The 24,605-nt window shown below is 70.8% G+C and carries 22 protein-coding genes and 2 pseudogenes; 17 read left to right on the top strand and 7 right to left on the bottom strand.

The genetic code is table 11. The annotated features are described in order from the left end of the window. Positions 1–160: 160 nt before the first annotated feature. The 3 genes from OHU34_RS39740 to OHU34_RS39750 are packed head-to-tail and all read left to right on the top strand — an operon-like array spanning position 161 to position 3,353. Entirely contained in the window at positions 161–2,632 is a 2,472-nt protein-coding gene (locus OHU34_RS39740) for a molybdopterin oxidoreductase family protein (RefSeq protein WP_405771091.1), read from the top strand. Beyond that, positions 2,629–3,084, top strand: coding sequence for a hypothetical protein (locus OHU34_RS39745; RefSeq protein ID WP_405771093.1), 456 nt, complete (start codon positions 2,629–2,631; stop codon positions 3,082–3,084). Before OHU34_RS39740 ends, OHU34_RS39745 begins: the two co-directional genes overlap by 4 nt. A gap of 53 nt (positions 3,085–3,137) precedes the next feature. After that, positions 3,138–3,353, top strand: a complete 216-nt coding sequence (locus tag OHU34_RS39750; protein WP_405771095.1) for a hypothetical protein — start codon at positions 3,138–3,140, stop codon at positions 3,351–3,353. A 116-nt stretch (positions 3,354–3,469) separates the two neighbouring features. On the opposite strand, the gene OHU34_RS39755 is transcribed toward OHU34_RS39750, so the two are convergent. After that, complete coding sequence (locus OHU34_RS39755; protein WP_142268612.1) at positions 3,470–4,426, bottom strand: LLM class F420-dependent oxidoreductase; 957 nt, start codon at positions 4,424–4,426, stop codon at positions 3,470–3,472. A gap of 55 nt (positions 4,427–4,481) precedes the next feature. Continuing rightward, positions 4,482–4,808, bottom strand: a complete 327-nt coding sequence (locus tag OHU34_RS39760) for a plasmid stabilization protein (protein ID WP_142268611.1) — start codon at positions 4,806–4,808, stop codon at positions 4,482–4,484. A gap of 325 nt (positions 4,809–5,133) precedes the next feature. On the opposite strand from OHU34_RS39760, the gene OHU34_RS39765 reads away from it, so the two are divergent. The 6 genes and pseudogenes from OHU34_RS39765 (at position 5,134) to OHU34_RS39790 (ending at position 9,927) form a co-directional block, all read left to right on the top strand. Then, positions 5,134–5,556: a hypothetical protein gene (locus OHU34_RS39765; RefSeq protein WP_405771098.1), complete on the top strand. Its 423-nt coding sequence runs from the start codon at positions 5,134–5,136 to the stop codon at positions 5,554–5,556. Positions 5,557–5,609: 53 nt separating this feature from the next. Continuing rightward, positions 5,610–6,071, top strand: a pseudogene (locus OHU34_RS39770) (DUF6766 family protein); the annotation flags it as partial. 256 nt (positions 6,072–6,327) lie between these two features. Beyond that, the gene (locus OHU34_RS39775; protein ID WP_230193653.1) at positions 6,328–6,471 is read left to right on the top strand and encodes a hypothetical protein; all 144 of its coding nucleotides are present in this window, start codon (positions 6,328–6,330) and stop codon (positions 6,469–6,471) included. Between the two features lie 118 nt (positions 6,472–6,589). Further along, positions 6,590–6,833 (top strand): annotated as a pseudogene (locus tag OHU34_RS39780) (DUF4235 domain-containing protein). A gap of 300 nt (positions 6,834–7,133) precedes the next feature. Further along, the gene (locus tag OHU34_RS39785; RefSeq protein ID WP_405771108.1) at positions 7,134–8,573 is read left to right on the top strand and encodes a protein kinase domain-containing protein; all 1,440 of its coding nucleotides are present in this window, start codon (positions 7,134–7,136) and stop codon (positions 8,571–8,573) included. 880 nt (positions 8,574–9,453) lie between these two features. Further along, on the top strand, positions 9,454–9,927 hold the full coding sequence (locus tag OHU34_RS39790; RefSeq protein ID WP_230193651.1) for a DUF5994 family protein: 474 nt from the start codon (positions 9,454–9,456) through the stop codon (positions 9,925–9,927). Between the two features lie 258 nt (positions 9,928–10,185). Here OHU34_RS39790 and OHU34_RS39795 read toward each other — a convergent pair whose 3' ends face one another. Together OHU34_RS39795 and OHU34_RS39800 are read right to left on the bottom strand one after the other, a co-directional pair. After that, positions 10,186–11,424 (bottom strand): PP2C family protein-serine/threonine phosphatase, encoded by a 1,239-nt coding sequence (locus OHU34_RS39795; protein WP_405771112.1) that lies wholly within the window; start codon positions 11,422–11,424, stop codon positions 10,186–10,188. Between the two features lie 148 nt (positions 11,425–11,572). Further along, a complete protein-coding gene (locus OHU34_RS39800; RefSeq protein WP_405771115.1) occupies positions 11,573–12,856 on the bottom strand; it encodes a cation:proton antiporter in 1,284 nt (427 codons plus the stop codon). An 809-nt stretch (positions 12,857–13,665) separates the two neighbouring features. Between OHU34_RS39800 and OHU34_RS39805 the strand changes: the two genes are divergently transcribed. Next, positions 13,666–13,794: a hypothetical protein gene (locus OHU34_RS39805; protein WP_268267453.1), complete on the top strand. Its 129-nt coding sequence runs from the start codon at positions 13,666–13,668 to the stop codon at positions 13,792–13,794. 111 nt (positions 13,795–13,905) lie between these two features. Further along, a complete protein-coding gene (locus OHU34_RS39810) occupies positions 13,906–14,325 on the top strand; it encodes an SHOCT domain-containing protein (RefSeq protein WP_142268608.1) in 420 nt (139 codons plus the stop codon). Positions 14,326–14,681: 356 nt separating this feature from the next. On the opposite strand, the gene OHU34_RS39815 is transcribed toward OHU34_RS39810, so the two are convergent. Both OHU34_RS39815 and OHU34_RS39820 read right to left on the bottom strand, forming a co-directional pair. Then, positions 14,682–16,031, bottom strand: a complete 1,350-nt coding sequence (locus OHU34_RS39815) for a chloride channel protein (protein WP_142268607.1) — start codon at positions 16,029–16,031, stop codon at positions 14,682–14,684. Between the two features lie 172 nt (positions 16,032–16,203). After that, positions 16,204–16,698, bottom strand: coding sequence for a potassium channel family protein (locus tag OHU34_RS39820; RefSeq protein WP_405771120.1), 495 nt, complete (start codon positions 16,696–16,698; stop codon positions 16,204–16,206). Positions 16,699–17,342: 644 nt separating this feature from the next. Here OHU34_RS39820 and OHU34_RS39825 point away from each other — a divergent pair. From OHU34_RS39825 to OHU34_RS39845, 5 genes are all read left to right on the top strand, one after another. Next, complete coding sequence (locus tag OHU34_RS39825) at positions 17,343–18,866, top strand: alpha/beta hydrolase domain-containing protein (protein WP_405771123.1); 1,524 nt, start codon at positions 17,343–17,345, stop codon at positions 18,864–18,866. Between the two features lie 266 nt (positions 18,867–19,132). Further along, a complete protein-coding gene (locus OHU34_RS39830) occupies positions 19,133–19,366 on the top strand; it encodes a hypothetical protein (protein ID WP_142268604.1) in 234 nt (77 codons plus the stop codon). 365 nt (positions 19,367–19,731) lie between these two features. Further along, the gene (locus tag OHU34_RS39835; protein WP_405771126.1) at positions 19,732–21,342 is read left to right on the top strand and encodes a cation acetate symporter; all 1,611 of its coding nucleotides are present in this window, start codon (positions 19,732–19,734) and stop codon (positions 21,340–21,342) included. 188 nt (positions 21,343–21,530) lie between these two features. After that, the gene (locus OHU34_RS39840; protein WP_405771129.1) at positions 21,531–21,902 is read left to right on the top strand and encodes a hypothetical protein; all 372 of its coding nucleotides are present in this window, start codon (positions 21,531–21,533) and stop codon (positions 21,900–21,902) included. Positions 21,903–22,155: 253 nt separating this feature from the next. Then, positions 22,156–23,415 (top strand): cation:proton antiporter, encoded by a 1,260-nt coding sequence (locus OHU34_RS39845; protein ID WP_405771131.1) that lies wholly within the window; start codon positions 22,156–22,158, stop codon positions 23,413–23,415. A gap of 14 nt (positions 23,416–23,429) precedes the next feature. On the opposite strand, the gene OHU34_RS39850 is transcribed toward OHU34_RS39845, so the two are convergent. Then, complete coding sequence (locus tag OHU34_RS39850; RefSeq protein ID WP_405771133.1) at positions 23,430–24,170, bottom strand: hypothetical protein; 741 nt, start codon at positions 24,168–24,170, stop codon at positions 23,430–23,432. Positions 24,171–24,324: 154 nt separating this feature from the next. Here OHU34_RS39850 and OHU34_RS39855 point away from each other — a divergent pair, with 154 nt between their 5' ends. After that, positions 24,325–24,597 (top strand): hypothetical protein, encoded by a 273-nt coding sequence (locus tag OHU34_RS39855; RefSeq protein WP_200840006.1) that lies wholly within the window; start codon positions 24,325–24,327, stop codon positions 24,595–24,597. Positions 24,598–24,605: the final 8 nt, after the last annotated feature.

Raw genomic sequence — 24,605 nt, forward strand, 5'->3', positions numbered from 1 at the left:
CCGGGCCGCGTGTTTCACGGCCCGAGTACCCGCAGACGGCCCGCCCCCACGACATCGCCAGGGCGACTGAAGGCAGTCAGTACCCGTGATCGTTACGCGAGCGGGACCGGGGGTACCGGGGACAGGGCGTCAATCGGTGTGGTGTGCGCGGGAGGCGGACATGGATGCTTCGGTGGACCGGATCGCGCAGCCGTGGGGCGGCCGTACCCCGTACGGCCGCCACGAGCGGTGGCCCACGCGTGTGGACACGTACCTTGAGCCGGGCGTCGACCCGGACCGGGTGCGCTGGGTGCAGGCCGCGTCGGTCCTGCACTCCGACGGGGACGCCATGGACATCGCGGTCGCGGACGGACGCATGGCCGGCGTACGCGGCCGGGCGGTCGACCGCGTGAACCGTGGCCGGCTGGGGCCGAAGGATCTCTTCGGCTGGCAGGCGAACGCCTCACGCGACCGGCTCACCCGGCCCCTGGTCCGCGAGAACGGACGCCTGGTGGAATGCGACTGGGACACGGCGATGGGGCGGATCGTCGACCGTTCGCAGGGCCTGCTGGCGGATCACGGCCCGGGGTCGATCGGGTTCTACACCAGCGGGCAGCTGTACCTCGAGGAGTACTACACGCTCGCGGTGCTGGCTCGGGCCGGGATCGGCACAAATCATCTGGACGGCAACACCCGCCTGTGCACGGCCACCGCCGCGGAGGCGCTCAAGGAATCCTTCGGCTGCGACGGGCAGCCGGGCAGCTACGACGACATCGACCACGCGGACGTGATCGCGTTGTTCGGGCACAACCTCGCCGAGACGCAGCCCGTGCAGTGGATGCGCGTCCTCGATCGGCTGGCCGGCGCCGACCCGCCCCGCCTGATCTGCGTCGACCCGCGCCCCACCCAGGTGGCCCGCAAGGCGGCCGTACACCTGGCGCCACGGGCCGGCACCAACGTGGCCCTGCTCAACGCAATCCTGCACGAGATCATCCGCACCGGCAGCATCGACCGCGACTACCTCGCGGCGCACACGGTCGGTTTCGACGAATTGGCGGCCCGGGTGAAGGAGTGCAGCCCGCGGTGGGCAGCGCGGATCTGCGACGTAGCGGCCGCCTCGATCGGAGCGGCGGCGGAGCTCCTCGGCACCGCCGACCGGCTGCTGTCCACGGTCCTCCAGGGCGTCTACCAGTCCCACCAGGCGACCGCCGCGGCCGTACAGGTCAACAACCTGCACCTCATCCGCGGGATGCTCGGGCGACCGGGGGCCGGGGTGCTCCAGATGAACGGGCAGCCCTCCGCCCAGAACACGCGTGAGTGCGGGGCCGACGGCGACCTGCCCGGATTCCGTAACTGGCAGAACGACGGCCATGTCGCCGACCTGGCGCGGGTGTGGAACGTGGAACCGGGCACCATCGCGCACTACGCCCCGCCCACCCACGCGATGCAGATGTTCCGCTACGCGGAGCAGGGCTCGATCCGCATGCTGTGGATCAGCGGCACCAACCCGGCGGTGTCCCTGCCCGAGCTGTCCCGCATCCGCTCGGTCCTGGCGCAGGACCGGCTCTTCGTCGTCGTGCAGGACCTGTTCCGCACTGAGACCGCCCAGCTGGCCGACGTGGTCCTGCCCGCCGCGACCTGGGGGGAGAAGACCGGGACACTGACCAACGCCGACCGCACGGTACACCTGTGCGACAAGGCCGTGGAGCCGCCCGGCGAGGCCCGGCCGGACCTGGACATCTTCCTCGACTACGCGGCCCGCATGGACTTCCGCGACAAGGACGGCAGGCCCCTGATCGGCTGGCACGACCCGGAGTCCGCTTTCGAGGCGTGGAAGGCGTGCAGCGCCGGCCGGCCCTGCGACTACACCGGCCTCACCTACGACACGCTGCGCGGGGGCAGCGGAATCCAGTGGCCCTGCACCGCGCACTCCCCGGACGGCACGAAGCGCCTCTACACCGACGGCATCAGCTGGGCCCGTCCGGACCTGTGCGAGAGCTACGGCAAGGACCTGGTGACCGGCGCGGCGGACGACGCGGCCGCCTACCGCGCTCTCAACCCGGACGGCAAGGCCGTGATCAAGGCCGCCGACTACCTCCCGCCGCACGAGCAGCCGGACGAGAGGTACCCGTTCCAGCTGACCACGGGCCGCACGCTCTACCACTTCCACACGCGCACGAAGACCGCGCGAGCGCCCCAGCTGAACGCCGCCGCACCGGACGTGTGGGTGGAAGTGGCAGTCGGCGACGCCGACGCGCTCGGACTCGCGGAAGGCGACCTGGTCGAGGTTGCCACACCCCGTGGCGCCCTGCGCGGACTACTACGGGTGACCGGCATCCGTCCGGGGCTGCTGTTCGTCCCCTTCCACTACGGCTACTGGGACACCGAGGCGGGCCACGGCCCGGACGGCGACACACCCGGACGCGCCGCGAACGAGACGACGGTCACCGACTGGGACCCCGTCTCCAAGCAGCCGCTGTTCAAGACGGCCGTGGCCGCACTGCACCTCGTGGCACGCGGAGACGGCCGCCCCGCCCCCGCGCCGACCACCACCGCCTCGGCGCCCGCCCGCGCCGACGCCGTACCGCCCACGACCGGCGGGCCCACCGCGCTCGCCGCATCCCGGGCCGATCGCACGGAGGGCGCCCGGTGAACGGCACCGCCCTCGTTCTCGGCACCCTCCTCCAGGGCGAGAGCCGGCTCGCCGACCAGCTGACGCACGTGGCGCGACGGCACCGCGCCGAGCACGAGGTGCATCACGTGGCCTCGGACCTCGCCGACTGGTCCCGCGAACACGTCCGACGCCTGGCCGAAGCCGCCCGAGCCCGGGACCTCGCCCTCACCCTCGTCGCCCCCGACGCTCCTGAGCCCGCCGCCCAAGGCTCCGAACCCGGCCTGCTGCTCCTGCGTGACCTACGCGACCTGCATCTGAGCGCCACCGAGAACTCCCTGAACTGGGAGATGCTCACGCAGGTCGCCCAGGCCACCGGGGACGAAGGACTGCTCGCCATGGTCTCCGAGTGCCGCCCGCACACCCTGCGCCAACTGCGCTGGACCAACACCATGATCAAGAATCTCGCCCCGCAGATCCTGACGAGTCGGTAGGCGGTCTTCCCCGCGGTGGTCGGGTTGATGGTCAGCGTGCTGATCTGGCCGCGGTGTACCTGCGCGACGCCCGCTCCGCGCTGGAGGACGCGGCCCGTGAGGCGCAGGAGATCCTGAACGCGGTGGCCGACGGTCCGGCCGACGGCGACTGGTACGAGCCCACGCTTACGCGGACTTCCTGCGCCACACGGCGCGCGGTCCAGCTGTACGGTCGGACCCGGGTCACCCCAGGCGCTACCGACGGCCGTGCGGCGGAGCAAACTGCGTGAGGCGGTCGAGGACCTCCACCGCACCCTTGACGAGTCCCGCCGGCAGCTGCCAGGAACCGTGCCCGACTACGGCGCCCGTCTCGCGGCCTCCGGTGGTTCGGGTGGTTCCGGCGTGGTCAGTCGCGCAGCCGCGGCAGGACCTTCGTGCGGTAGAAGTCGAAGAAGCCCTGCTGGTCCTTGCCGATCTGGTTGACGTAGACGGTGTCGAATCCCGCGTCGACGAACGCGGACAGCGCCTCGATGTGCGCGTCGGGATCGTCGCCGCACGGTACGGAGTCCGCCACCTGGTCTTCAGTGACCAATTCGGACGCCTGCTCGAAATGGCGTGGGGTGGGCAGAATCTGCGGGAGTTCACCGGGCAGTTGCTCGTTGGCCCACAGGTGGTGCGCCGTGCGCAGCGCCTCCTGCCGGTCCGTGCCCCAACACACCTTCAGGCCGCCGTACACCGGCTTGGCGGCGCCGCCACCGCGACGGAAGCGCTCGACCAGCGCGGGGTCGGGCATCATCGTGATCAGGCCGTCGCCGATGCGTGCCGCGACCTCGGCGGCCTGCGGGCCGAAGGCGGAAACGTCGATGGGCACCGGCTCGTCGGGCAGGGTGTACAGACGGGCGTTCTCCACCGTGTAGTGCTTGCCGTGGTGGCTCGTCTGCTCGCCGGTGAACAGCTGCCGGATGATCTGGAGCGCCTCCTCCAGCATCTCCAGACGCACCGACGCCTCCGGCCAGGGCGTGCCCAGGATGTGCTCGTTGAGCGCCTCGCCGGTGCCGACCCCCAGTCGGAAACGGCCGCCCAGCTGGGCCGCGCTGGTGGCGGCCGCCTGGGCGATCACGGCCGGATGCGTGCGGACGAGAGGGCAGGTCACCGCCGTCTCGACGGGCAGCGAGACGGCCTGCGACAGGGCGCCGATCACCGTCCACACGAACGGACTCTGGCCCTGACGGTCGTTCCACGGGTGGTAGTGGTCCGAGATCCAGAGGGCGTCGAAGCCGGCCTGCTCGGCCATCCGGGCCTGATCGACGAGTTCCGCCGGGCTGTGCTCCTCGCACGAAAGAAAGTATCCGAAGTCGGGCATCGCCTCTCCCAGGTGGAGCGTGTGGTCGCGGTGACCTTCGGGCAGCCTGGCTCAGTCAGCGTCCCAGAGCGCTGGCCAGCTCCTTTTTGTTCATTGACGAACGGCCGTTGATGCCGCGCTTCTTCGCCTCCGCGTACAACTGGTCCCTGGTCGGCCCTTGAGCGCCGCGGTGTGAGCGTTCACCGCCGCGCTGCGGAGCGGACTTCGCGTCCCGGGTGGACGATTTGCTCGCCGTCTTCGACTCGCCGGAGCGGGCCCTTTCCTTGTTCACGGTGCGCGCCGCGAGCTCCTTCGCCCGGCCCTTGGAGGCACCGCGCTTCTCGGCACTCTCCTTGATGTGATCGTACTGACGCTCACGCTTCGCGCTGGAACCCTGCGGCATGACGCTCTCCTTTCAGGCCGGCGCGGCCCGCTCGGCCGCCCCGGCTCTCCGGTTGACTTCCTGCGTACCCGCCGTCCGGCGCTCCTCACCTGGACCGGGACGCGTTGATTCCCATCTGATGCGGGGGCGCCGGGGTTTGCGAGCAGGCAGCCACCGAACGGATGAGGGAACGGTCACCGCGCGCCCGTAGTGAGACGTCTTCTCAAGGTCGATGAACGACCATGCGCGTGTCAGCGGACGGGGAGACAAGGCGCGTCCGGCAGTGGCGGGGGTGGCCGGCCGCCACGATGAGAGAGGACGTGCATCTGCCGAATGGGGAGCCAGCGTGAGCGGACAAGGCCGACGTCTCACCAGGGCCTGGACCATCCCGCTCTGCGCGCTCCTGTTGGCCCTGGGCGCCTGCGGCGGCACCGAGCAGCGCGGCGCGAAAGTCTCCACTGCGGCCACGGCTTTCGAGGAAGCGTTGAGCAAAGGCGACCGGGCGGAACTGTGTGCGGCTCTCGCCCCGCAGACACGCAAGGAGGTAGAGGATTCAGCGAAGAAGGCATGCGTCGACGCCATCACCGCACAGGAACTCCCCGCCGGGGGCCCGGTCCGCGGCGTGGACGTCCATGGCCGTCAGGGGCGCGCCGTGCCGGCTTCGGACACGTTGTTCCTCTCACAGCTCCCGGACGGCTGGAAAATCGTTGCCGCTGGACGCAAGCCTCACCCCGGTCAGCCCTACGAGTGCTCGGTCAAGGGAGGCTGACGTATGCGCACCATGTTCACCCTGTGCCTGACCGTCGTCCTGGGCGGCCCTGCTTCATCTACATTTTCGCCACCGTCTGGCTGCTGCAACGCGGCTCACCGGAGTCGAAGGAGATGCACAAGGCCGGCCCTGAATCGGATGAGGACCAGCGAGTCGGCGAGCACGCGGGCCCGGACTCCCCACGCTGGGCGGCAGTGGGCGGAGTGCGCCAGGCGGTGTTCTACCGGTCGCTCGGCCTGGTGATGGCCGCGCTGTTCCTCCTGTCCTGGCTGGCTCAGTCCGTCGCGGGCGTCGCCGCCTGCAACGAGCAGCAGCTGAGGCAGCCGCACGCCCCTTTCGGGTGGACGCAGTGCGTCGTGTCCGCCGACTTCTGGAGCCGCAGCCTGCAGAACTGGCAGTCCGAGCTGCCGGCCGTCGCGTCCATGGCCATCCTCTCCGTCTAACTGCGCCAGCGTGGTTCCCCGGAGTCCAAACCCGTGGGCACCCCCCACACCTCCACCGGCGTGGAGGGATGAGCGCAGCGTGTCCTCACCCTCGTCAGAGAGCTCGGACAAGGCATTCGGCTGAGAAGGAAGGGCGCGTGTATTCATTCGTGCCACGAATATCGCCGGGATCGGCACCCTGTCAGCCGCGCGAAGCGAGGACCGGCTCGCCTGATGCCTCTGCAGCCAGAGCCACGATCAGAAGAGTGGGGAAGGGCCGCGTCGACCTCCCCAGGCGTTGGCGGCCCTTCCCACAACAGGCGTCCGTCTACCCCGACGATCGCTGTTCATGCGGTGGGACATCCTCCTAGCCGTCTCGCAGCACACCGACGTCAGACTGCCAAAGGTGGCCGAGGCGGTCACGGCGGCCGCGGCCGGGACACCGATGCCGCAGGAGTTGCAGGATCACCTGGCGGCAGTGGTGCAGGCATGACGTGCCCGGGCCAGCAGGCCGCCCAGGCCGCCCGTGGCAACCGCACCGCGCTGATCGTGGCCGGCAGCCTGGCGGTGGCCACGTGGCTGCTGCTGCGCCGACGGGGCAGGAGGTAGCCGTGAAGGCATCGAAAGTCGCCTGGAAGCCGGTCGGCCTGGCGCTCGGAGGCGCTCAGCGGCATCCTCGCCGGTGGGCTGTTCAAGCAGGTGTGGAAGAAGCTCGGCCACGACGAGGATGCCCCGGACGCCACCGACGAGGACCGCACCTGGCAAGAGGTGTTGCTTGCCGCGACTGTGCAGGGTGCGATCTTTGCCGGGGGCAAGGCTGCTGTCGACCGGCCGCCCAGGGTCGATGAATTGTGATCGTCTTCGTCATCGCCCGCCCCGGCAATCATGGACACGCGACGACAGCCGGTCACAGGCAGCCACCGCGTACCGCCGGCACAGGTCGACCGGTCCGTCGCTTCAGTAGGCCGCGCCGACGACGAAGCTTCCCCGCGCTGCGCAGGACCGCGTCAGGCCAGGCGCACGCCGGATCGGTCAGCGGCGTCCGCCGGTGTGCGTGGCCGTGGTACGGGAGGTGCTGCGGGTAGTCCGGTGCCTTGTGGGTACCTGCGTGCGGAGCCCGCCGTCAGCGGGCGTACGCCGGAAGTGGGAGAGAGCATGGGGTTCCGCGAGTCGGGTTTCGCACTGGCTTCCCGGTACTCCGCCCGGATACTGGCCGGCCGATACCGTCTGGACGCGCTCATCGGTTCGGGGGGTGCCGCGGACGTCCATCGCGGTTTTGACTTGCGGCTGCGTCGGCCGGTGGCAGTCAAACTATTCCGGCCGAACACCGGCTTCGACACAGAGGAAGCCTTTCTGAGCGAGGCCATGATCCTGGCCCGCCTGCAGCATCCCCGGCTGGTGACCGCCTACGACGCCGGACGGCACGACGGTGACGCCTTCCTGGTCATGCAACTGATCGAAGGCCCCACCCTCAAGGCGCGCATCGCCGAGGGCCCCCTGTCTCCCGAAGCCACCGCCGCACTCGGTGCCGGCCTCGCCGACGCCCTGGCCCACGCGCACGACGCGGGGATCGTCCACCGCGACGTCAAGCCGTCCAACGTCATCCTCGACGCATTCGATCACCCCCACCTCACCGACTTCGGCATATCCCGGTTGCTCGATGCCACCACACGCACCGCCACCGCCACCGGCATCCTCATCGGCACGGCGGCCTACCTGTCGCCCGAACAGGTCCTGGGACAGCCCGTCGGACGGCCTGCCGACGTCTACACCCTGGGTCTGGTGCTTCTCGAATGCCTCACCGGCAGGCTCGAGTACGACGGCGGCCCTTTGGAGGCCGCAATAGCGCGACTTCACCGCCAGCCCGGCCTCCCGGACTACCTCCCCGCGGAACTCGCCGCCCTGCTGAGGGACATGACCGCACTGGACGAGCAGGCACGCCCCACGGCAGACGAATGCGTCCTGACACTGGCTGCTCTGTCCGCCGACACGCGCCCGACCCCCCACCGGCCCGCAGCCCCTGCCACGGGCATCACAGCAGGCCGGCGCCCCACAGGTGACAGCACCAGTACCCACAGGACACCGCTGCCCCTCCCGGAGCGCTCCGTTTCCCAAGCGGCTTTCCGCGCCGCTTCCACACCTGCTCGACCCCGGAGCCGCGTTCTGATGGCCGGGGCAACTGCCGCACTGGCCGCGGCCATGGCCGCCACCCTCGCCGTCGCTGACGGCCCCTCGCACCGGAGCGCCGAGAACAAGTCGGCCCGCCCCGCCACCGGTCCAGCCGTGACCTCACCTTCCCCCGGCACCCCACAAGACGGCAACGACACCCCCGCGCCACAGCCATCCGGCAGCCATACCTTCTCCGCCCCTGCACAGAGCGTCAGCCCGGCACCGGGAAACCCGAAGGAGCTACCGGTCACCGACGGGGCGCCGACACCAGGCACCACCGCCCCTCGGCAGGACACAACCGACGCCACAGGGCGCCCCGAGACGAAGACCACGAGCGGGCTGTCTGATCAAGGAAAGAAGAAGGCGTCCACAGGTCAAGGCGACGAACAGAGCGCGGAAAAAGCGACGAAAATCAAGAAGAAGTAGCTGCACCGACACCCAGCAGGGCCGAGCTCTCGGCGTCCGAGGCGCACCAGCTGTTTGGACGGGCACGATCTCGACGCGGGTGCAGCCGGCGCTTGGAGGCGGCATTGTCGTCTCTGCCGGCAGAGCCTGCTGCACGCCGTCGCGGTCGGCCCGGAACTGACTGTAGTCATGCGGCTGTGAAGACGTGTTTGACGTCGTGGCGGCAGGTGATGGAGGCTCCGCGGCCGGCCGGTTTGAAGCTGGGGTTAGGCTGCCGGCTCGAGCACGGGTGAGGGCCTGCGCAGCCGATAGGCATCGCAGTCAGGTGGCTGCGCAATCGGCCCGGTCGCCGATCACGCAGGACTGGGGCGGTGGGCGGCGGCCGTACTCAGTTGGCTGACCACGGATCACCGCCACCGTGCTGAAGGAGGAATCCGAGCTGGCCGCCCCCTGGGATGCTCTGGCGTCGGTGCCGTGGCAACAGGCCGGGTAGTACCTGGGTGTGCCCTGTCGGCCCTCACGGTGAGAGGGCGGAAGGCGTATCCCTGAAGAGAACCCCAGCGGTGCTGCGCAGGAGCGCGGGACGCTCTTGAAGCACCCGACCCGTTGGACGCCCTGGACACGGCACAGGGTGGCAGAGCCTTCTTGGGGGAGACAGGCATCTGTGTGTCCCTGGTCCGGTGCTCGCGGCCCCTGGCCAGGGACATTCCAGCGTCCGCTTCTTCCCGACCGGTCCAAGGTGGCCGCGTACCTGGTCGTGGTGTGCGGGCCAGACCGGGGCCGAGCCCGTGGGGAGTAGGCTGACATCACCGAGAGTATTGCTCCGGTGCCGTGCCGGTGCTGTTCTCGGTGGACATCAATGCCGGGCCGGTCAGACCCTGCCCGGAGGCAGGTTCACGTCATGGAACCGACTGCCGATCATTTCGCGCCCACCACGGTAGGCCCTACTCCACGGCTGCCGGTCCGGCTTTCGCTGGCGCCGTACCCGGCCGTCCGGGGCGGATTCGCCGGAGCCTGGTGGCCGTACTCCCGCAACCTCGCCGACGAACTTCCCGCCCTGGTGGAAGCGATGGACGGGGTGGGCAGCATCACCAGGGTCATTCTGGGGATCGGGCTGTGGCCCGACATCCCGCACCAGATCCCCGTCGGCGGGCACTTCGTGACCGCCGGCTGGTTCGTCGCCGATCACGAACAGCACGAGATCACGCTCTGCTCGTATCGTGACGGGTTTCGCACGCTGCTTATTGTTCCTCCCGCGACGGAGCCCGACACCGCAGCCTGGCTGATGAACACGCCCGTACCGGTCGACGGCAGCAGCACTGCCACCGAACTCCTGGCTGTGGCAACGGCCCGCTTCGGCATGCCCAACCCGTGATCTTGACGGATCGCGGCGTACAGATCGCCCTTCGGCTGCGAGGGCGGCGGCCGTGCCCGGTTGGTTCTCCTGCGCAGTCGGTGGGGCGGCGGTGTACTCGTGTCCTGGCTCTGCGCGATGCCTGTGCAACGTGGTGACCTGCGATGGTCGGGTCCCGGCCTTCGTGGTCGGGGTATTGGGCAGATCACGAACGGGTGCGCAATCGCCTGCTGTGCACCCGTCCACGGCACCAGTCCGGCCTTGTCGGCCGTGGTGTGGTCAGAGGCGGAGGATGACCAGGGCGGTGTCGTCGGTGATGCCGGCGGGTGGGATCAGGTCGGTCAGGAGGGCGTCGGCGAGCTGGTCGGGGTCGGCGGTGCGGTGGCGGGTGAGGGAGTCGGCGAGCCGTTGGAGGCCGGTGTCGATGTCCTCGTGGCGGCGCTCGATGAGTCCGTCGGTGTAGAGGACGAGTGTGGAGCCGTCGGTGAAGGTGGCCTGGCTCTGGGGGCGGGGTACGTGTTCGGGGCGGGCGCCGAGCGGGGGGTCGGTCGCCTGGTCGAGGAACGTCACGGTGCCGTCCGGGTGGCAGAGCAGGGGCGGCGGGTGGCCAGCGCTGCTGTAGGTGAGGGTGCGGCCGGCCCAGTCGACGAAGACCGAGACGGCGGTGGCGGACTCCGCGCCGTCGACGTGGCGGGCGTACAGGCCGAGCACTTCGAGGGCCTGGGCGGGACCGGCCGCTACTCGGGAGGCGGCCGACAGGGCGCTGCGGAGCTGGCCCATGACGCCGGCGGCGTGCAGTCCGTGGCCGACGACATCGCCGACGGCGACGGCGGTGTGGTTGCGGTGGGGCAGGTCGGTCAGGTCGATCAGGTCGTACCAGTCACCGCAGACGTTGAGGGAACCGGTGGCGGGCCGGTAGCGCACTGCTGCGCGGTGGCTGAGCGGGCCGGGGGCGGGCAGCATCGCCTGCTGGAGATGGAGTGCGATTTCCCGTTCGCGTGCGTGGGCGTCGCGCAGGCGTTGGTTGAGGTCCTGGAGTTCCCGGGCGCGGTTGTAGAGCTCTGCTTCCAGGACCTGGGCACTGTCACCGCCGCTGCGGGTACCGCGGGCGCGGATGAGTTCGGTGACCTCTTCCACCCGGTGCAGCACCAGCGCCAGGGCGCCGTCCGGACCGGGCACCGGGACGTTGACCGGGCTCCAGTACCGCTCCTCCCACACCCCCGGCCGGTCGGGGTCCTCCACGTCGTAGCGCTGCAGTGCCATGGTGTCGCTTTCCCCGGTGGAGGCGACCCTGCGCAGGGAGGCGTGCAGGTTGCGCATGCCGCTCGCGGCGGGGTCGCCAGGGTTGTCGGGGAAGACGTCGAACAGGTAGCGGCCCACCACTTGCTCGCGCGTGCGTCCCGACAGTGACAGGTAGGACTCGTTGGCTTCGGCGAACACCAGATCCGGGGTCATCAGGGCGACGGCGCTCGGCAGGGCGTGGAAGACCGCCTCGAAGTCGATGCCGGTAGTGCTCATCGTTCACCTGACCTGTGTGAGATCGCTTCGATCTTGTAGTCCAATGCCATGGGCAGGACGGGGTGTTCCGGCCCAGTGGCGGGGGCCCGGTGGAGGTTTGGTCTCGCGGCGGGCCGGCGTTCCTGTCCTCGGACGGCTGCTGACCTCATCAGCGTGGGCCGTCGTGCTGCGCGAGTGCGTTCTCCCGCAGATTCGGTTCCGTGCGGAGTGTCCTGGTGAACCATGCGCCGTAGCGGTCGCCCAGGACGGGAGCCGAGGCTCCGTGGAGGATGATGCTCAGGCCCACGGTCACGGCGATGACCTCGCTCAGCAGGGTTTCCCCGGGCAGGTGTTCTTCCAGGGCGAGCAGGCCGAACACGAGGGAGGCGAGCCCGCGCGGGCCGAACCAGCCGATGTATGCGATGGAGGCGGGGCGCAGGCCGGTGTTGGCAAGGGCGAGTGTGACGGGCAGCATCCGGATGACGGTGAGGCTGAGAAGCGCGTAGACGAGCGGACGCCAGGTCAGGTGCTGGAGTGCGGGACCCAGGATCACGGCGCCGAAGACGAGGAAGCTGAGCGAGGCGAGGAGGAGGCCGAGGCGTTCGGTGAACCTCGTGCTTTGCGCGGGGTCCGAGTCCGGGGGAGGGATGCCCAGGTCGGCGGGGGTGTGGCGCAGGTGGATGCCGAAGGCCAGTCCGGCGACCCAGGCGCCGATGAAACCGCTGCCCTCGCCCATGGCGCACAGGACGTAGGCGATGACCGGGACGACGAGTACCAGGAACTGCCGCCAGTCGGAGCTGCTCCACCCGCGGGCGAGTGACCAGCGCAACAGGCTAGCCCCGCTCCAGCCGGCCGCGACTCCGATCGCGCCGCTCAGCAGCAGCGCGCGCACGAACGTCTCGGCGACGCCCGGATGGCCGTGGCCCTCGCCCGCCGCCGCGAGTGCCAGGACGAAGAACGGAAGGGCCAGGCCGTCGTTCAGACCGGATTCGACGGTCAGGCCGCCGCGGATCAGCGGCGGCACCTGCTTGTTGGAGAAGGCCTGCTGCCCGAGCGCGGCGTCGGTCGGCGCCAGGATGACGGCGGCCAGGGCCAGCTCCCACACACCCAGGCCGGGGAGCAGCGGCCAGGCCACCAGCCACCCCAGAGTCATCGTGGCCGGCAGGCCGACCGCCAGCAGCCGCAGCGGCAAGAACTCCTCCCGGCGCAGGTCCTGGGTCCTGATCTTCGCCGCGTCTGCGAACAGCAGGAGAACCAGCGCGCTTTCCAGCAGCGTCCGCGTGACCTCGGGGTCCTTCGCCCGGTCCAGCAGGTCCAGGCCCAGCGGGCCGATGGCCAGACCGACGAGCATGAACACCAGCGGTCCCGAGAGCACCGTGGTCGACAGGCGCCGTGAGAGCGCTCCGTAGCCGAGGACCACGCCCCCGGCGGCCACGACGGCCCAGCCGTTCATCCGCACGTACTCCTCACGCCCGCCTCGCGCAGAGAGGCGAATTCCGACCCTATGGCGACGCTGGTCAGGCCTGCGGGAACCCTGCTCCGAACGCGCCCGGCTCGGCCCGATCGGCCCAACGCGCGGCGGTTGCATACGAGGCCGACGAGAACCGCCCCCGCCGATCCCTGCGCGCTGAGCATGGCGACAGGTCCGGGGAACGACCGAGTCGTCCGGCTCCCTTTGGGCGTTGAACTGGTTGAGGACGCAACTGCCCTCGTTGCTGCCTTCGACGTAGCCCTTGGCGTTGTAGAGGGAGACCGGCCAGAACTCGTCGACGGGAGCGTCACCGACCACGACGGAGCGGCAGTGGCTGAACCGGCGGCCGGAGCATCTGACGGCGCGGGAGCTCGGGCTGGGCCGCCCGCCGTCGGTGGCCCTGTCACCTGGCGAACCTGGAGGAGCTTGGGGCGCCGGTCTGTGAAGGGGTGCGGCAAGTCCCGCCTGCTGAACGTGAGCGGCCGGCCAGTCACCCGTCCCGGGTGAGGCCGTGCTGCGCTCGCCGGGGTCTCCTGAAGTGGTGAAGACGTACGTCGGCCCACCGCCGGAAAGGGGATTGCTGAGGAACAGACAGGGGCGGGCGGCGTCGCCGCCCTCGCCGAAGCGAACGCGCCCGTGTTCGAGACGCTCGTCCAGATGACGCTCGACACCTTCGAGCGGTCCGGGCTGGATCAGCAGACGTATCTGCTGGCACGCATCGCCGCTCCGGTGGCCATGGACGCCTCAGCCCCTCGTACCTGCTCAATATCGGCACGGCCGCGGAAGCCGGCATGCCGCTGGAGAAGATCCGGAGAACGCTCGTGGCGATCGCCCCCGTGGTGGGCAGCGCCCGGGTCGTGTCCGCCGCCCGCGCCGTCGGCGGCGCCTTCAGGCTGGAACTCCTCGCAGCAGAGGAGTGACGACCGGCCCGTCCGGGGTGCGAGCCCCGCCCGGGGCTCAACAGGCGCTGGCGCTCCTTCCTCCTCCACGCGCCCGGCCCTTGACGCGGACGGCACCAGACAGGAGAAGCAATGGACAGCAAGGTGAACCTGGCTTACGACTTCCCGGTCCTCGGGGCTTTCTGGACGATCATGTGGATCTTCCTGTGGGTCATCTGGATCTTCCTGCTCTTCCGCGTCATCGTCGACATATTCCGCGATGACTCCATGAGCGGATGGGCCAAGACGGGATGGCTGGTCTTCACCATCGTCCTGCCCTTCCTGGGCGTGTTCGTCTACCTCATCGCCCGGGGCAAGGACATGGGCAGGCGTGAACAGGAGCACGCCAGGGCCAAGTTGGCGGAGACGGACCGCTACGTCCGCGAGACCGTCGGTAGCACCGGCCCGGCCAGCGAGGCGGACCAACTTGCCAAGCTCTCGGAGATCCGGGCCCGCGGCGATATCTCCGACGAGGAGTTCCGCCAGGCCAAGGAGAAGGTCCTCCACTCGTAACCGCACGCAACGCAAGCCACGTCAGCGCACCGCGATCGTCCTCGGCGTCGTGGTGTCGCTCGGCGCCCATCTATCCGGTGCAGGCCGCCCGCCGCGTGCCGTGCGCGGCACGGCCGAGCGTACGGCCGACTCCGCGGCGCGCTGGGGCGGCGCTCATGGGGTGCACACCGGGAAGGTGGGTACCTGGGTGGACGCCCACCGGCGATGGCTCACCAGCGGTGTCCTGCGCGTCCTCGCGCTGGTGTTAGCGCTGTGGAACCACCCGACCGTCGTCGGGCTTCGACCCCGTGCCCGGCATCCCCCGGGACGGTCGCCCGAACGAGCGGACGGGCTGGGCTCTCGCAGCAAGCCCAGGGCTACTGCCGACGGGGTCCTGGTTCCTGCCCCGCCTCCGGGGCAGGAGGAGGTGTGAGCTTCGCCGTCGTGACGTACGAGACCACAACTGCGACGATGACCAGCGGCATGACGGTGAGCCCCTGCGCACCGATCAGCAGTGTGGCGAGCAGGACGGAGACCAGCGGAAGTCTCAGCATCGCGGCGCTCATCGCTCCGATACCCATCGCGAACCCCGCGACCAGGCTCAGCCCTGGCAGGTGGGAGCAGAGGATGCCGCCCGCCGCTCCCACGAACATCGCGGGAAAGATCGGGCCTCCCCTGAAACTGCCGAGCGATGCGCAATAGGCCAGGCCCTTGCACATCACCAGCAGCAACAACGCCCCGACCGAATACGCGGCGTTGTGCGTGAGGAGTGGGTCCAGCGCCCCCTGCCCCGAGTACAACACGTCAGTCGCTTCTTTGCCGGTGCCTTCCGCGTAGGCGATCGCCAGCCCCGCCACGACCAGGCCCATGAGCACCGTGGCCGGCACCCGTCGCCTCTCGACGTGCGTCTTGAGCCGGACGGCGAGCCATCGGATTCCCATGCCCACGACTGCGGCTGACAGTCCGATGACCAGAGCCCAGCCGAATTCCGCCGCTGTCGGATGGGTGGCCTCGGGTACGTCGTGCAGTGCCAGCGAGTAGGTGCCCAGCCCGGTCCAGTTTCCCAGTCCGACGAAGATGAGTGCGCCGATGCCCGCGGCCAGCAGGCCGGGCACCAACACCAGCGCCATCATCGGCCCACCCAACCCCGAGGCTTCCATCAGGAGGAACGCCCCCAGCAGGGGTGACCCAAGCAGCGAGCTGACGGCCGCGAAACTGCCCGCCGCGCCCAACACCGCGCTCACCTGTTCCGGGGGGTTCCGTTTGACCATGCGCACGGCGCCGGCGGCGAGTCCGCCGCCGAGCGCCAGGAGAGGAGACTCGGGCCCGAGGACGGCCGCGAAGCAGAGCGTCGCCAGGGCGGCGAAGAAGATGCCGGGCAACTCGATGGGGGTGGGCGCGCCGGCGGCCTTGAACCCGGCCGTCGGGTCATGGCCGCCGTGTCCCGGCAGGTACTGAATCGTCAGTCCCGCAAGCAGTCCCCCTACGGCGAGCAGCGGCAGCGGCCACCACGTCGGCGTTCCGTCGAACCCCAGCGACTTGGGCAGATCCGTGTAGATCAACGGCTGGAGTTCGCCGACCAGTGCGAGGAAGCCGAACGCCGCCGCGGACACTGGCACGCCGATCAGCGCGGCCAGCACCAGGAGCACCAGGTACTCGCGGCTCCGAAGAAGGGTCTCCGGGTCTGGGGGTGACGCGGCCTCGGGTCCAGCCTTGGCGACCGGCATGCGCGCTGCCTCCTCGTTACGCGGACCCTGTCGGCGCTCTCACCGGTCGCTTTCAGCGAATCTGAAACGCCCCGCCACCTGAAGCGATAGGCGCGGTTCCGAGCCTGGCATGCCGTTTCCATGTAGGCACTTCAACGTCGACCATGCGGGCAACTTCGATGCGTGACCTTGATCAACCGGATTCTTCCGGGCCCGGTGGCTCGCCGGAGCCCGCCGACCGGGCGTCTTCTGCGATCCGGACAGCGCCGAGAAGGACCCGAGCGACCATTCCCACCAGGACCACGTCGGCCAGCATCTGCACCATGGTCAGAACCCGTGCCGTCCCGGTGACCGGGGTGATGTCCCCGAAGCCGACCGTGGCGAACACGGTGACGGTGAAGTACAGGGCATCGGTGCGCCCGAACGTCTCCGAGAAGGAGTCTGCTTGGTTCTGGGAAAGGATCACATACGCTGCCGAGAAGATGATCAGGAAGCTCGGCCCGGCAGTGGCCAGCGTCTCAATGGCGCGCAGCCGGGGAAAGTCGGACCGCGTGACGGTCCGGACCTGCCAGGCGAGCACACCGGCGGAAAGCACGAGACTTACGGCCAGCGCGATCGCTGTACCGATGTCGAGCCCGTGGTCCAGCGGCACCAGGTAACAGACCGCCACCGACAGGACCACGGCCACCGAGGATCGAGTCCCCGAGAGGAACAGTCGACGGCGGCGCGATACACGGAAGCGCTCGGCCTGCCGGAGTCTTTTCATCACGTCACCAGGGGCGCATATAGGTCATGCTCATGCAGGTCTCGGGCCCAGTTGGGCGGGCTCGTGCTTCGCGTCCGCAGAGCCGCCTTTACTATCACGGCTGAAGGCTTCGGAAAGGCTCCGGACGCTGCCCAACGCGCCTCCTCCTACCCATTTGGGGGGAAAGTTTCACGGCGCGGGCATAGACACAGCTCCGAGTGCGACCGCCTGGCCGCCTACCTCGACCACCGCACCCCGGCGCTGGCCGGCCACCGCCAACCCCCATCTGTTCATCCACTTCCGCTCCGCCCCCAGCTGCCGGAGGGCCCCCTCCGCCCCCAGCGGCGGGGGCCCTCCGGTCAGGAACCCGGCGAGGCAGAGGTCGCGCAGTCTGAGCAGCCTGCCTCCGCCGCACCGATCGCAGCGGTCTCCGAGACCCTGTGCGACACCGCCGGCGCCAGAACCACCGTGGCAGAGGCCCTCGCTGCGCGACACCGGTGAATTCGCCGTTGGCCGCCGGGCGCGGGGGGACGAGAGTGCGTCGACCTGACCATTCGACACGGAATTCACGGAGGCAACCCGTGCGCATGTCCTTCCGGTTACCCCGGCGGTGGGCCACCGCCACCGCCCTGGGAGCGGTGCTCGTCACCACGCTCCTCGGCACGTCACCCGCCCAGGCCGGCCCTTCCCTAGCCGAGGCCGCGAACCCCACCGTCAGCGTCCCGCCGGCCGGCAGCCACGGCTTCCCCTTCCTGGCGGCGGCGGAGGACCTCGGCTCGTTCGGTTACACCGAGAGCGAGTACTTCATCGCGGGCACGGCGACCTCGTACGCCAAGTCGGGGCTGTGGGGCTCCGACGGCCGCTGGCACGTACGCGCGTCCGGCAGCGCCGCGTACAAGAGCCGCCTTCTCGTCCGTCGGCCCGTCGACGCGGCGAAGTTCAACGGCACCGTCGTCGTGGAGTGGCTCAACGTCAGTGGGCAGCTCGAACTCTCCCCGGACTACTGGTTCGAGCGGGACGAGCTGCTGCGCGAGGGATACGCCTGGGTCGGCGTCTCGGCTCAGTCGGTCGGCATCAACGGCGGTCTCGGCGAGATCAAGGGGCTGAAGGGCTGGGATCCGGCCCGGTACGGCAGCCTGGTCCACCCCGGTGACGCCTTCGCCTACGACATCTTCAGCCAGGCGGGGCAGGCGCTGCGCACCCCTGACGGGCCCGATCCGCTGGGCGGCCTCACGATCAGGACCCTGCTCGCCGACGGTGAGTCGCAGTCGGCCGGTCTCATGACGACGTACGCCAACGCCGTCCAGCCCGTCTCCGGCGTCTACGACGGCTTCATGGTGCACAGCAACAGCGCCCTCGCCGCGCCCATCAGCGGCGACCTGGGCGACATCCTGCTGATGCCGTACCCGTCGCGGATCCGTACCGACCTGTCCGTACCGACGTTCGTCGTGCTCACGGAGACCGATGTGCCGGGGGCGTCCGCGGCGCGGCAGCCCGACTCCGCCCGCCTCGCGCGCTGGGAGGTGGCCGGCACCGCCCACGGCGACCAGTGGGCCTACGACCTCGGCCGGCCGACGGTCATCCGGTCCGCGGGTACGGCCGCACCACAGCCCGACTGCGCCGCCGGATCGGCCCCGTACAACGACGGCCCCGGCCACTACGCGATGAACGCGGCGCTGCACCACCTGGCCCGCTGGGCGCAGGGCGGCCCCCGGCCCGCGAGCGGGGCACAGCTCAACGCCGACCTGCGCGACCCCGCGACCGGCCTGGCCGTCGGCGGCATCCGGCTCCCCGACGTGTCGGTGCCCACGCGTACGCTCACCGGCGCCCGGGACACCGGCGGCAGCGGAGTCTTCTGCGGTCTCTACGGCGCCCGGGACCCGTGGAACGGCGACACCGATCCGTGGGACCGGCACGACGCGTCCGACCCGTCCGACCCGGCTTTCCCGCCCCGAGCGGAACCGGTGCTCAGCCGGTTGTACCCGACGCACGAGGAGTACGTGAGCAAGGTGCGGGCGGCCGCGCAGGCCTCCGCGACCGCCGGGTACCTTCTGCCGGAGGACGCGACGACGGTCGTCACCGCCGCCCAGGAGTCGGACATCGGCGGCTGACACCCGATCAACTGCCCTCTGCCGCACGTACTCTCCTCGCCGACTGCCGCGCACGGTAGCCATGACACAGCGCCGAGCCGACCGGACCGCCGTCGCCTCGCCCCGGAGGCGGCTGTGCGGGCGGCGGCTCGGCGCTGCCGATGAGAGCGGGACGACGTACCGGGTGACCTCGCCGGACGTCCGGCCGTACGGGTAACTTGATCATGACCGTGGCGTGCCTGCCGAGGGACAGGGGTAGGAGAATACGCAAGGGCGGAGGAACATCGATGAGTGAACGTCAGGACTGCGAGTGGTCGGCGATGACGCCGGCGGACTTCGACCGGGACGTCCCGCTGCGTCTGAACGTGGGGACGGGACCCACCCCTGTGCCGGCCGAACCCGACGAGTACGGCACCGTCCCCCTCTTCGGCAAGGAGCCGCCCGCCCGGCAACGCGCCCGGCAGCCCGTCCGGCGCACCGGGGGCCGGTCCGGCCCCGTGGAGCAGGACGAGCTGTTCTGACCAGGCCGGGACGACGGCCATGAACTGAACCGTCACGCCCGCAAGTCGGTCGTGAACAGGCTGCGTGCGGACGCGGGGAGGGACGTCGAGGGAGCCTGTGCCCTCGCACAGCGCCGCCGCGGCCCCGCTGTGCCACCGCCTCCTGCGTGCCCCGTCCGCTGTACGCGGCCCTGGCCGGCTGATGGCATGACCGCCATGTCCTCCGCATCTCCTCCACCGCCAGGCCCGTACGAACCGTATGACCCGGACGTACCGAACGGGCCGTACGTACCGAACAGCCCGTGCGCGCCGAACGGCCTGTACGCGACGAACGCCGCCTCCGCTTCCACGACTTCGTACCCGGCAACGGCACCGGAGGACCGAGCATGAGCACCGGCGACGGACATTCGCTCGCCGTCGTGGTCTTCCTCGTCTTCGTCGCGGTGTCCCTGCTGATGTGCGGGCTGGCGGCGGCCGACCTGGACGACCCCGAGCACTTCTACGCGGGAGGCAGCGCCGCCTTCGGCCCGGTCGGCAGCGGACTCGCCATCGCAGGCGACTACATCTCCGCGGCCACCCTGCTCAGCACCACGGGCTCGGTCGCCCTCGACGGCGCCGACGGCATGCTCTTCGCCTGCGCCACCGTCGTCTCGCTCTACCTGGTCATGCGGATCCTGGCCGAACCCCTGCGCCGCGGCGGTGTGTTCACCCTGGGGGACTTCTTCGCCGACCGGCTCGGCGACCTCTCCGTACACCGTGCGCTCGGCGTCGCCACCCTCGTCGTCCTCACCCCGCTGCTCCTGGTGCAGCTCTCCACCGCCGGTCACATCATGGTGGCCATGTTCGGTCTCCCCGCCGGCGCGCTCACCGGCTGCACCCTCGCCGCCGGGACGCTGATGGTGTGCTACGCCGCGTTCGGCGGGATGCGGGGGATCGGTTACGTACAGGTCCTCAAGGTCGGTGTCGTGCTGACCGCGGTCCTGCTTGTCGCCGGGCTCGTCCTGGCCCGGTTCGGATGGTCACCTGCGGGTCTCTTCCACGCCGCTCAGGACCGCTCCGAGGCGGGCGCCGACTACGCGCACCCCGGGCTGCACTTCGGCCACTCCGTCGCCGGGCGCCTCGACCTGATCAGCTTCGAGACCACTCTCCTGCTCGGCGCCGCCTGTCTGCCGCACCTCACCATGCGGCTGCACCCGCTGCGCGACGCCCGTACCGCTCGCCGTGCCGTCGGCTGGGCCGTGGGCCCCGTCACCGTGGTGTGCGCCGCAGTGGTGGTGGCCGGACTCGGCGCCTGCGCGCTGATCGGCCGGGACCTGCTGCGGGCCGCCGACCCCGGGGGCGCGACCGCGCTGCTGATGCTGACGGGCGCGCTCGACCCGGTCGCCGGGGGAGTGCGGCACAGCATGGTGTTCGCCACCGTCGCCTGCGCCGTCTTCGTGACCACGCTCGCGGCCGTCGCCGGTATCACCCTGGCGGCCGCCTCCAGCCTCGTCCGCGACTTCGGCGGCCGGCCCGTCCACGGAACCGCGCGCCGCTCGCCCGGCGGCGAGATCCGCCGGGCGCGGATCGGCATCGTCCTGGTCGGAGCGGCCGCCGTCGTGCTGGCCGTCATCGTCCAGGACCGCGGCCGACTGACGCTGATCTCGCTGTCGTTCACCGTCGCCGCCTCGGTACTCGCCCCGGTCCTGCTGTACGCGCTGTTCCTGCCCGGCCACACCGCCACCGGGACGCGCTGGACCGTCTACGGGACCCTGCCGCTGATCGCGCTGCTCCTCGCGGGGTCCCCCGCCGTCTCGGGCACGCCCACCGCGCTCTTCCCCGACCGCGACTTCCACTGGTTCCCGCTCCAGACCCCGGGGTTGATCACCATCCCGGCGGGCTTCCTGCTCGGTCTCATCGGCCGCACCCGCCCCGAGTCCCCGCGAGAACCCTGGCACCACGGAACGGGAACCGCACGCCGTGACGCACGCAGCCCCGACGCGGCGGGGCGCCCCTGAGCCTGTGCGCCGGCGCTCGGCAGCCGTGTGCCGGGGCGCGCAGCGTGCGCAGTGGGTTCTGCCAGGTGGCGCAGTGGTGTGACGAGATGGCTTTGGGGACGTTCGGGTGGTTCGTCGCCGGTCCTGCAACCGTCGACCGGGCAGGCCGCCTCCTGGACACCAAGCGAACGCCGAATGCTGGAGGTTGTATGCAGGAGTGGCAGTACTCACCGACCGCCGTGACGGTGCCTGAGCTGATCCTGGACCCCTACCGCTGCGGTTTCGACGCGCATACGACGCTGAGCGGGGCGGACTCCGGAGAGCAGTGGGGGGACGAGGACTGGCGTGTGCCGCCGCAGGCGCGGGCGGCCGAGGAGGAGGCACCGTGGCCTGCTCCCGCCCCGAGCCGGCGGCTGCCCCTGGCGATGGCCCCGGCCGACCGGCGCCGCCTGGACCTGCACGCGGCACTCATCCGAGCGGGAGTCGCGCCCGTGCCAGGAGACCTGCACGCCGTGGAAGCGCTGAGCGCCCTCGACGACACCGTCAACGAGGCCGTCCGGCGCTGGATCGCCGCCCACTGAGCCTGGAGGGCTTGCCGTGGGGCCGGCGTGCGGCGGCATCGCCGGGAACAAATGGGTGTCGGCCCCGATGGTGGTGACCCCCGCCGGTGCGTGATCGTGGAGGAGGCGCCCGGAACGTCGGGCGGCGTCGAGGCGGGCCGGTCGCGGTCGTCGGCGCATCCACCCGCTGTCACCATCCGTGAAGGAGAACCGCCCATCCACTCCCGTGCCGTGCAACGAGCCCGACTCCGCCTGCCCGGAAGGGAGGTGACGCATGGGACACGCTGACGCACTGCTGGCCATGGGCGGCGCCTTCCTCGCGGCGGCCTTCCTCGCCCGCCTCGGCAACCGCATCGGGCTGCCGACCATCCCCCTGTTCACCCTCGCCGGGATGTTGCTCGGCCCGCACACCCCGGGCTTCGTCCTGGTCGAGGACGCTCACGACTTCGAGATGCTGTCGGCACTCGGCCTGGTGCTGCTGCTGTTCTACCTGGGTCTGGAGTTCCACCTCGACGACCTGAAGACCGGCGGCAGACGCCTGGCGCTGGCCGGCGGAAGCTACCTGCTGCTGAACGTCGGCGCCGGACTCGGCTTCGGCCTCGCACTGGGCTGGGGCACCCGGGAGGCGCTCGTTCTCGCGGGCGTCCTGGGGATATCCTCCTCCGCCATCGTCACCAAGATCCTCATCGACCTGGGCCGTCTCGGGCGTCCGGAGACCCGTCTGATCCTCGGCGTCATCGTGGTGGAGGACGTCTTCCTCGCGCTGTACCTCGCCGCTCTCCAGCCCGTCATCGGTGGCGCGCACGGTGTCGCCGAGGTACTGGTCCAGGTGTCGAAGGCGTTCGGGTTCCTGCTGGTCCTGGCCGCCACAGCCCGTTGGGGCACGCGGCTCATCGGCCGGCTCATCCATGTGCGCGACGACGAACTCCTCGTCATCAGTTTTCTGGGCGCCGCCGTACTCGTCGCCGGAGTCTCCGAGCTCCTGGGCGTCGCGGACGCCATCGGAGCGTTCATGGTCGGTCTGATCCTCGCCCAGACCCCCTCGGCCGCCAGGATCCGTCGGCTGGTGCACCCGCTGCGGGACGCCTTCGCCGCGATCTTCTTCTTCGCGTTCGGACTGGCCATCGACCCGGGTGACTTCGCGGCCGTCCTCGCTCCGGTCGTCCTCGCGGCCACCCTGACCCTCTGCATGAACGTGGCGGCGGGACTGATCGTGGCCCGTCTCCACGGCTACGGTCCCGAGCCCGCCGGGAACATCGCCGCCACGCTCCTGGCCCGCGGCGAGTTCGCGCTGATCCTCGCAGCCATGGCCGCGAGCGCGGGACTCGACGATCGGCTCGCCCCCTTCATCGCCGGGTACGTCCTCGTGCTGGCCGTGCTCGGGCCCGTGGCCGCGGGGCGCGCGCACCTCCTCGTACGCCTGGTGACCGGAGGCCGCACACCGACCGCTCCGACTCGTCCCACGCCCGCCGCCGACGCCGAGCCGGGCCCGCCCGACGAACCGGCCTCCTCGGCGACCGCCCGGCGGGGCTGAGCGACGAGCGGGGATCACGCGCGCCGAGGGGAGGGGACGAGCCCGCTCGCGAGCTGGGCCAACGGCGTTCCACATGCCCACAGTTGAAGACGAGGACCGTCGATCAGATACGTGTGGGGCTCGCGTGAGGCCCACACCTCGTCCCGGTGGGTGAACGTGCCCCGGTGCACGACGAGCCGCAGTGGGGGTCCGGCGAGCCCCCGTACCCGCAGCCGCGCCCGGCAGGAACAGGCCGACTCCTCGTCGGGCAGCGGCTCGGCCACGGGACGGAACGCCACGTCGAGCAGCCGTCCGCGGCCGTCGCGGGCGGCGAGATGGTGGGTGTCGTGCCGAGGGGGCGGCAGCACCCGCCAGCCGTCCCGACGGAGCATCCGGGCCACGGCGAGCACCAGCTCCGGCATGTCCAACTCGGCCAGTTCCTGGGCGGTGTAGTACCCGCCCCGCCGCCGGGCGGGCCGCCTGGACAGACGGCGCAGGACGGCGGCGACCACCGCCAGGGGCGCGAGCAGCAGCGCGCAGGCCGGACCGCCGAACTCGCGGTAGACCAGCGCGAGCCCCCCGAGGGCGGCGCCCACGACGACGACCGTGGCGGTGAGGGCGGGCAGTACCTCGCGCAGCCTTGGTCCGTAGCGGCCCGACGCGCGCAGTTCGCGCACGGTCCGCCGACGCCGGGCCCGCGCCGAATCGCCGGTCCGCGCCGAATCGCCGGTCCGTGCCGAATCGTCGGTCCGCGCCCGCTCCCGCCTGCGTGCCATCAGGGCCGGCCCCCCCACCCCATACACAACGTTGCGTAGGGGGTGGATACCCGGCCGGGTCGGGGATCGCGCCCGGATGCCGCTTTTCCGCCATGGCCTTGGCCGAAGAGTGCTCAACGGGCCGTTGTCAGTGGTGGATGACAAGCTGCTGGTCATGGACGAGGTTGAGTTCTTGCGGGGCCGGGTCTACGGCGCCGACCACGACGACGCGGGACCCCGCCCGGACCGCACCTACGCGCAACTCGTGGGCGGCCCGCTGGACGGCCTGCTGCTGGACGTCACGGACCGGACCCGGCACGAGCTGCGCGAGGTGGCGCTGATCACGGAGATAGGCCGCTACGGGACCGGCGGCCGCGCCCTGTACGGGCGACGTACCGGCGACGACCGCCGTTTCGACTGGCTGGGCGACGCGCCGGGCGCCCCCTGAACCAGCCC

Source organism: Streptomyces sp. NBC_00080, from assembly GCF_045041255.1.
GTDB classification, from domain to species: domain Bacteria; phylum Actinomycetota; class Actinomycetes; order Streptomycetales; family Streptomycetaceae; genus Streptomyces; species Streptomyces coriariae.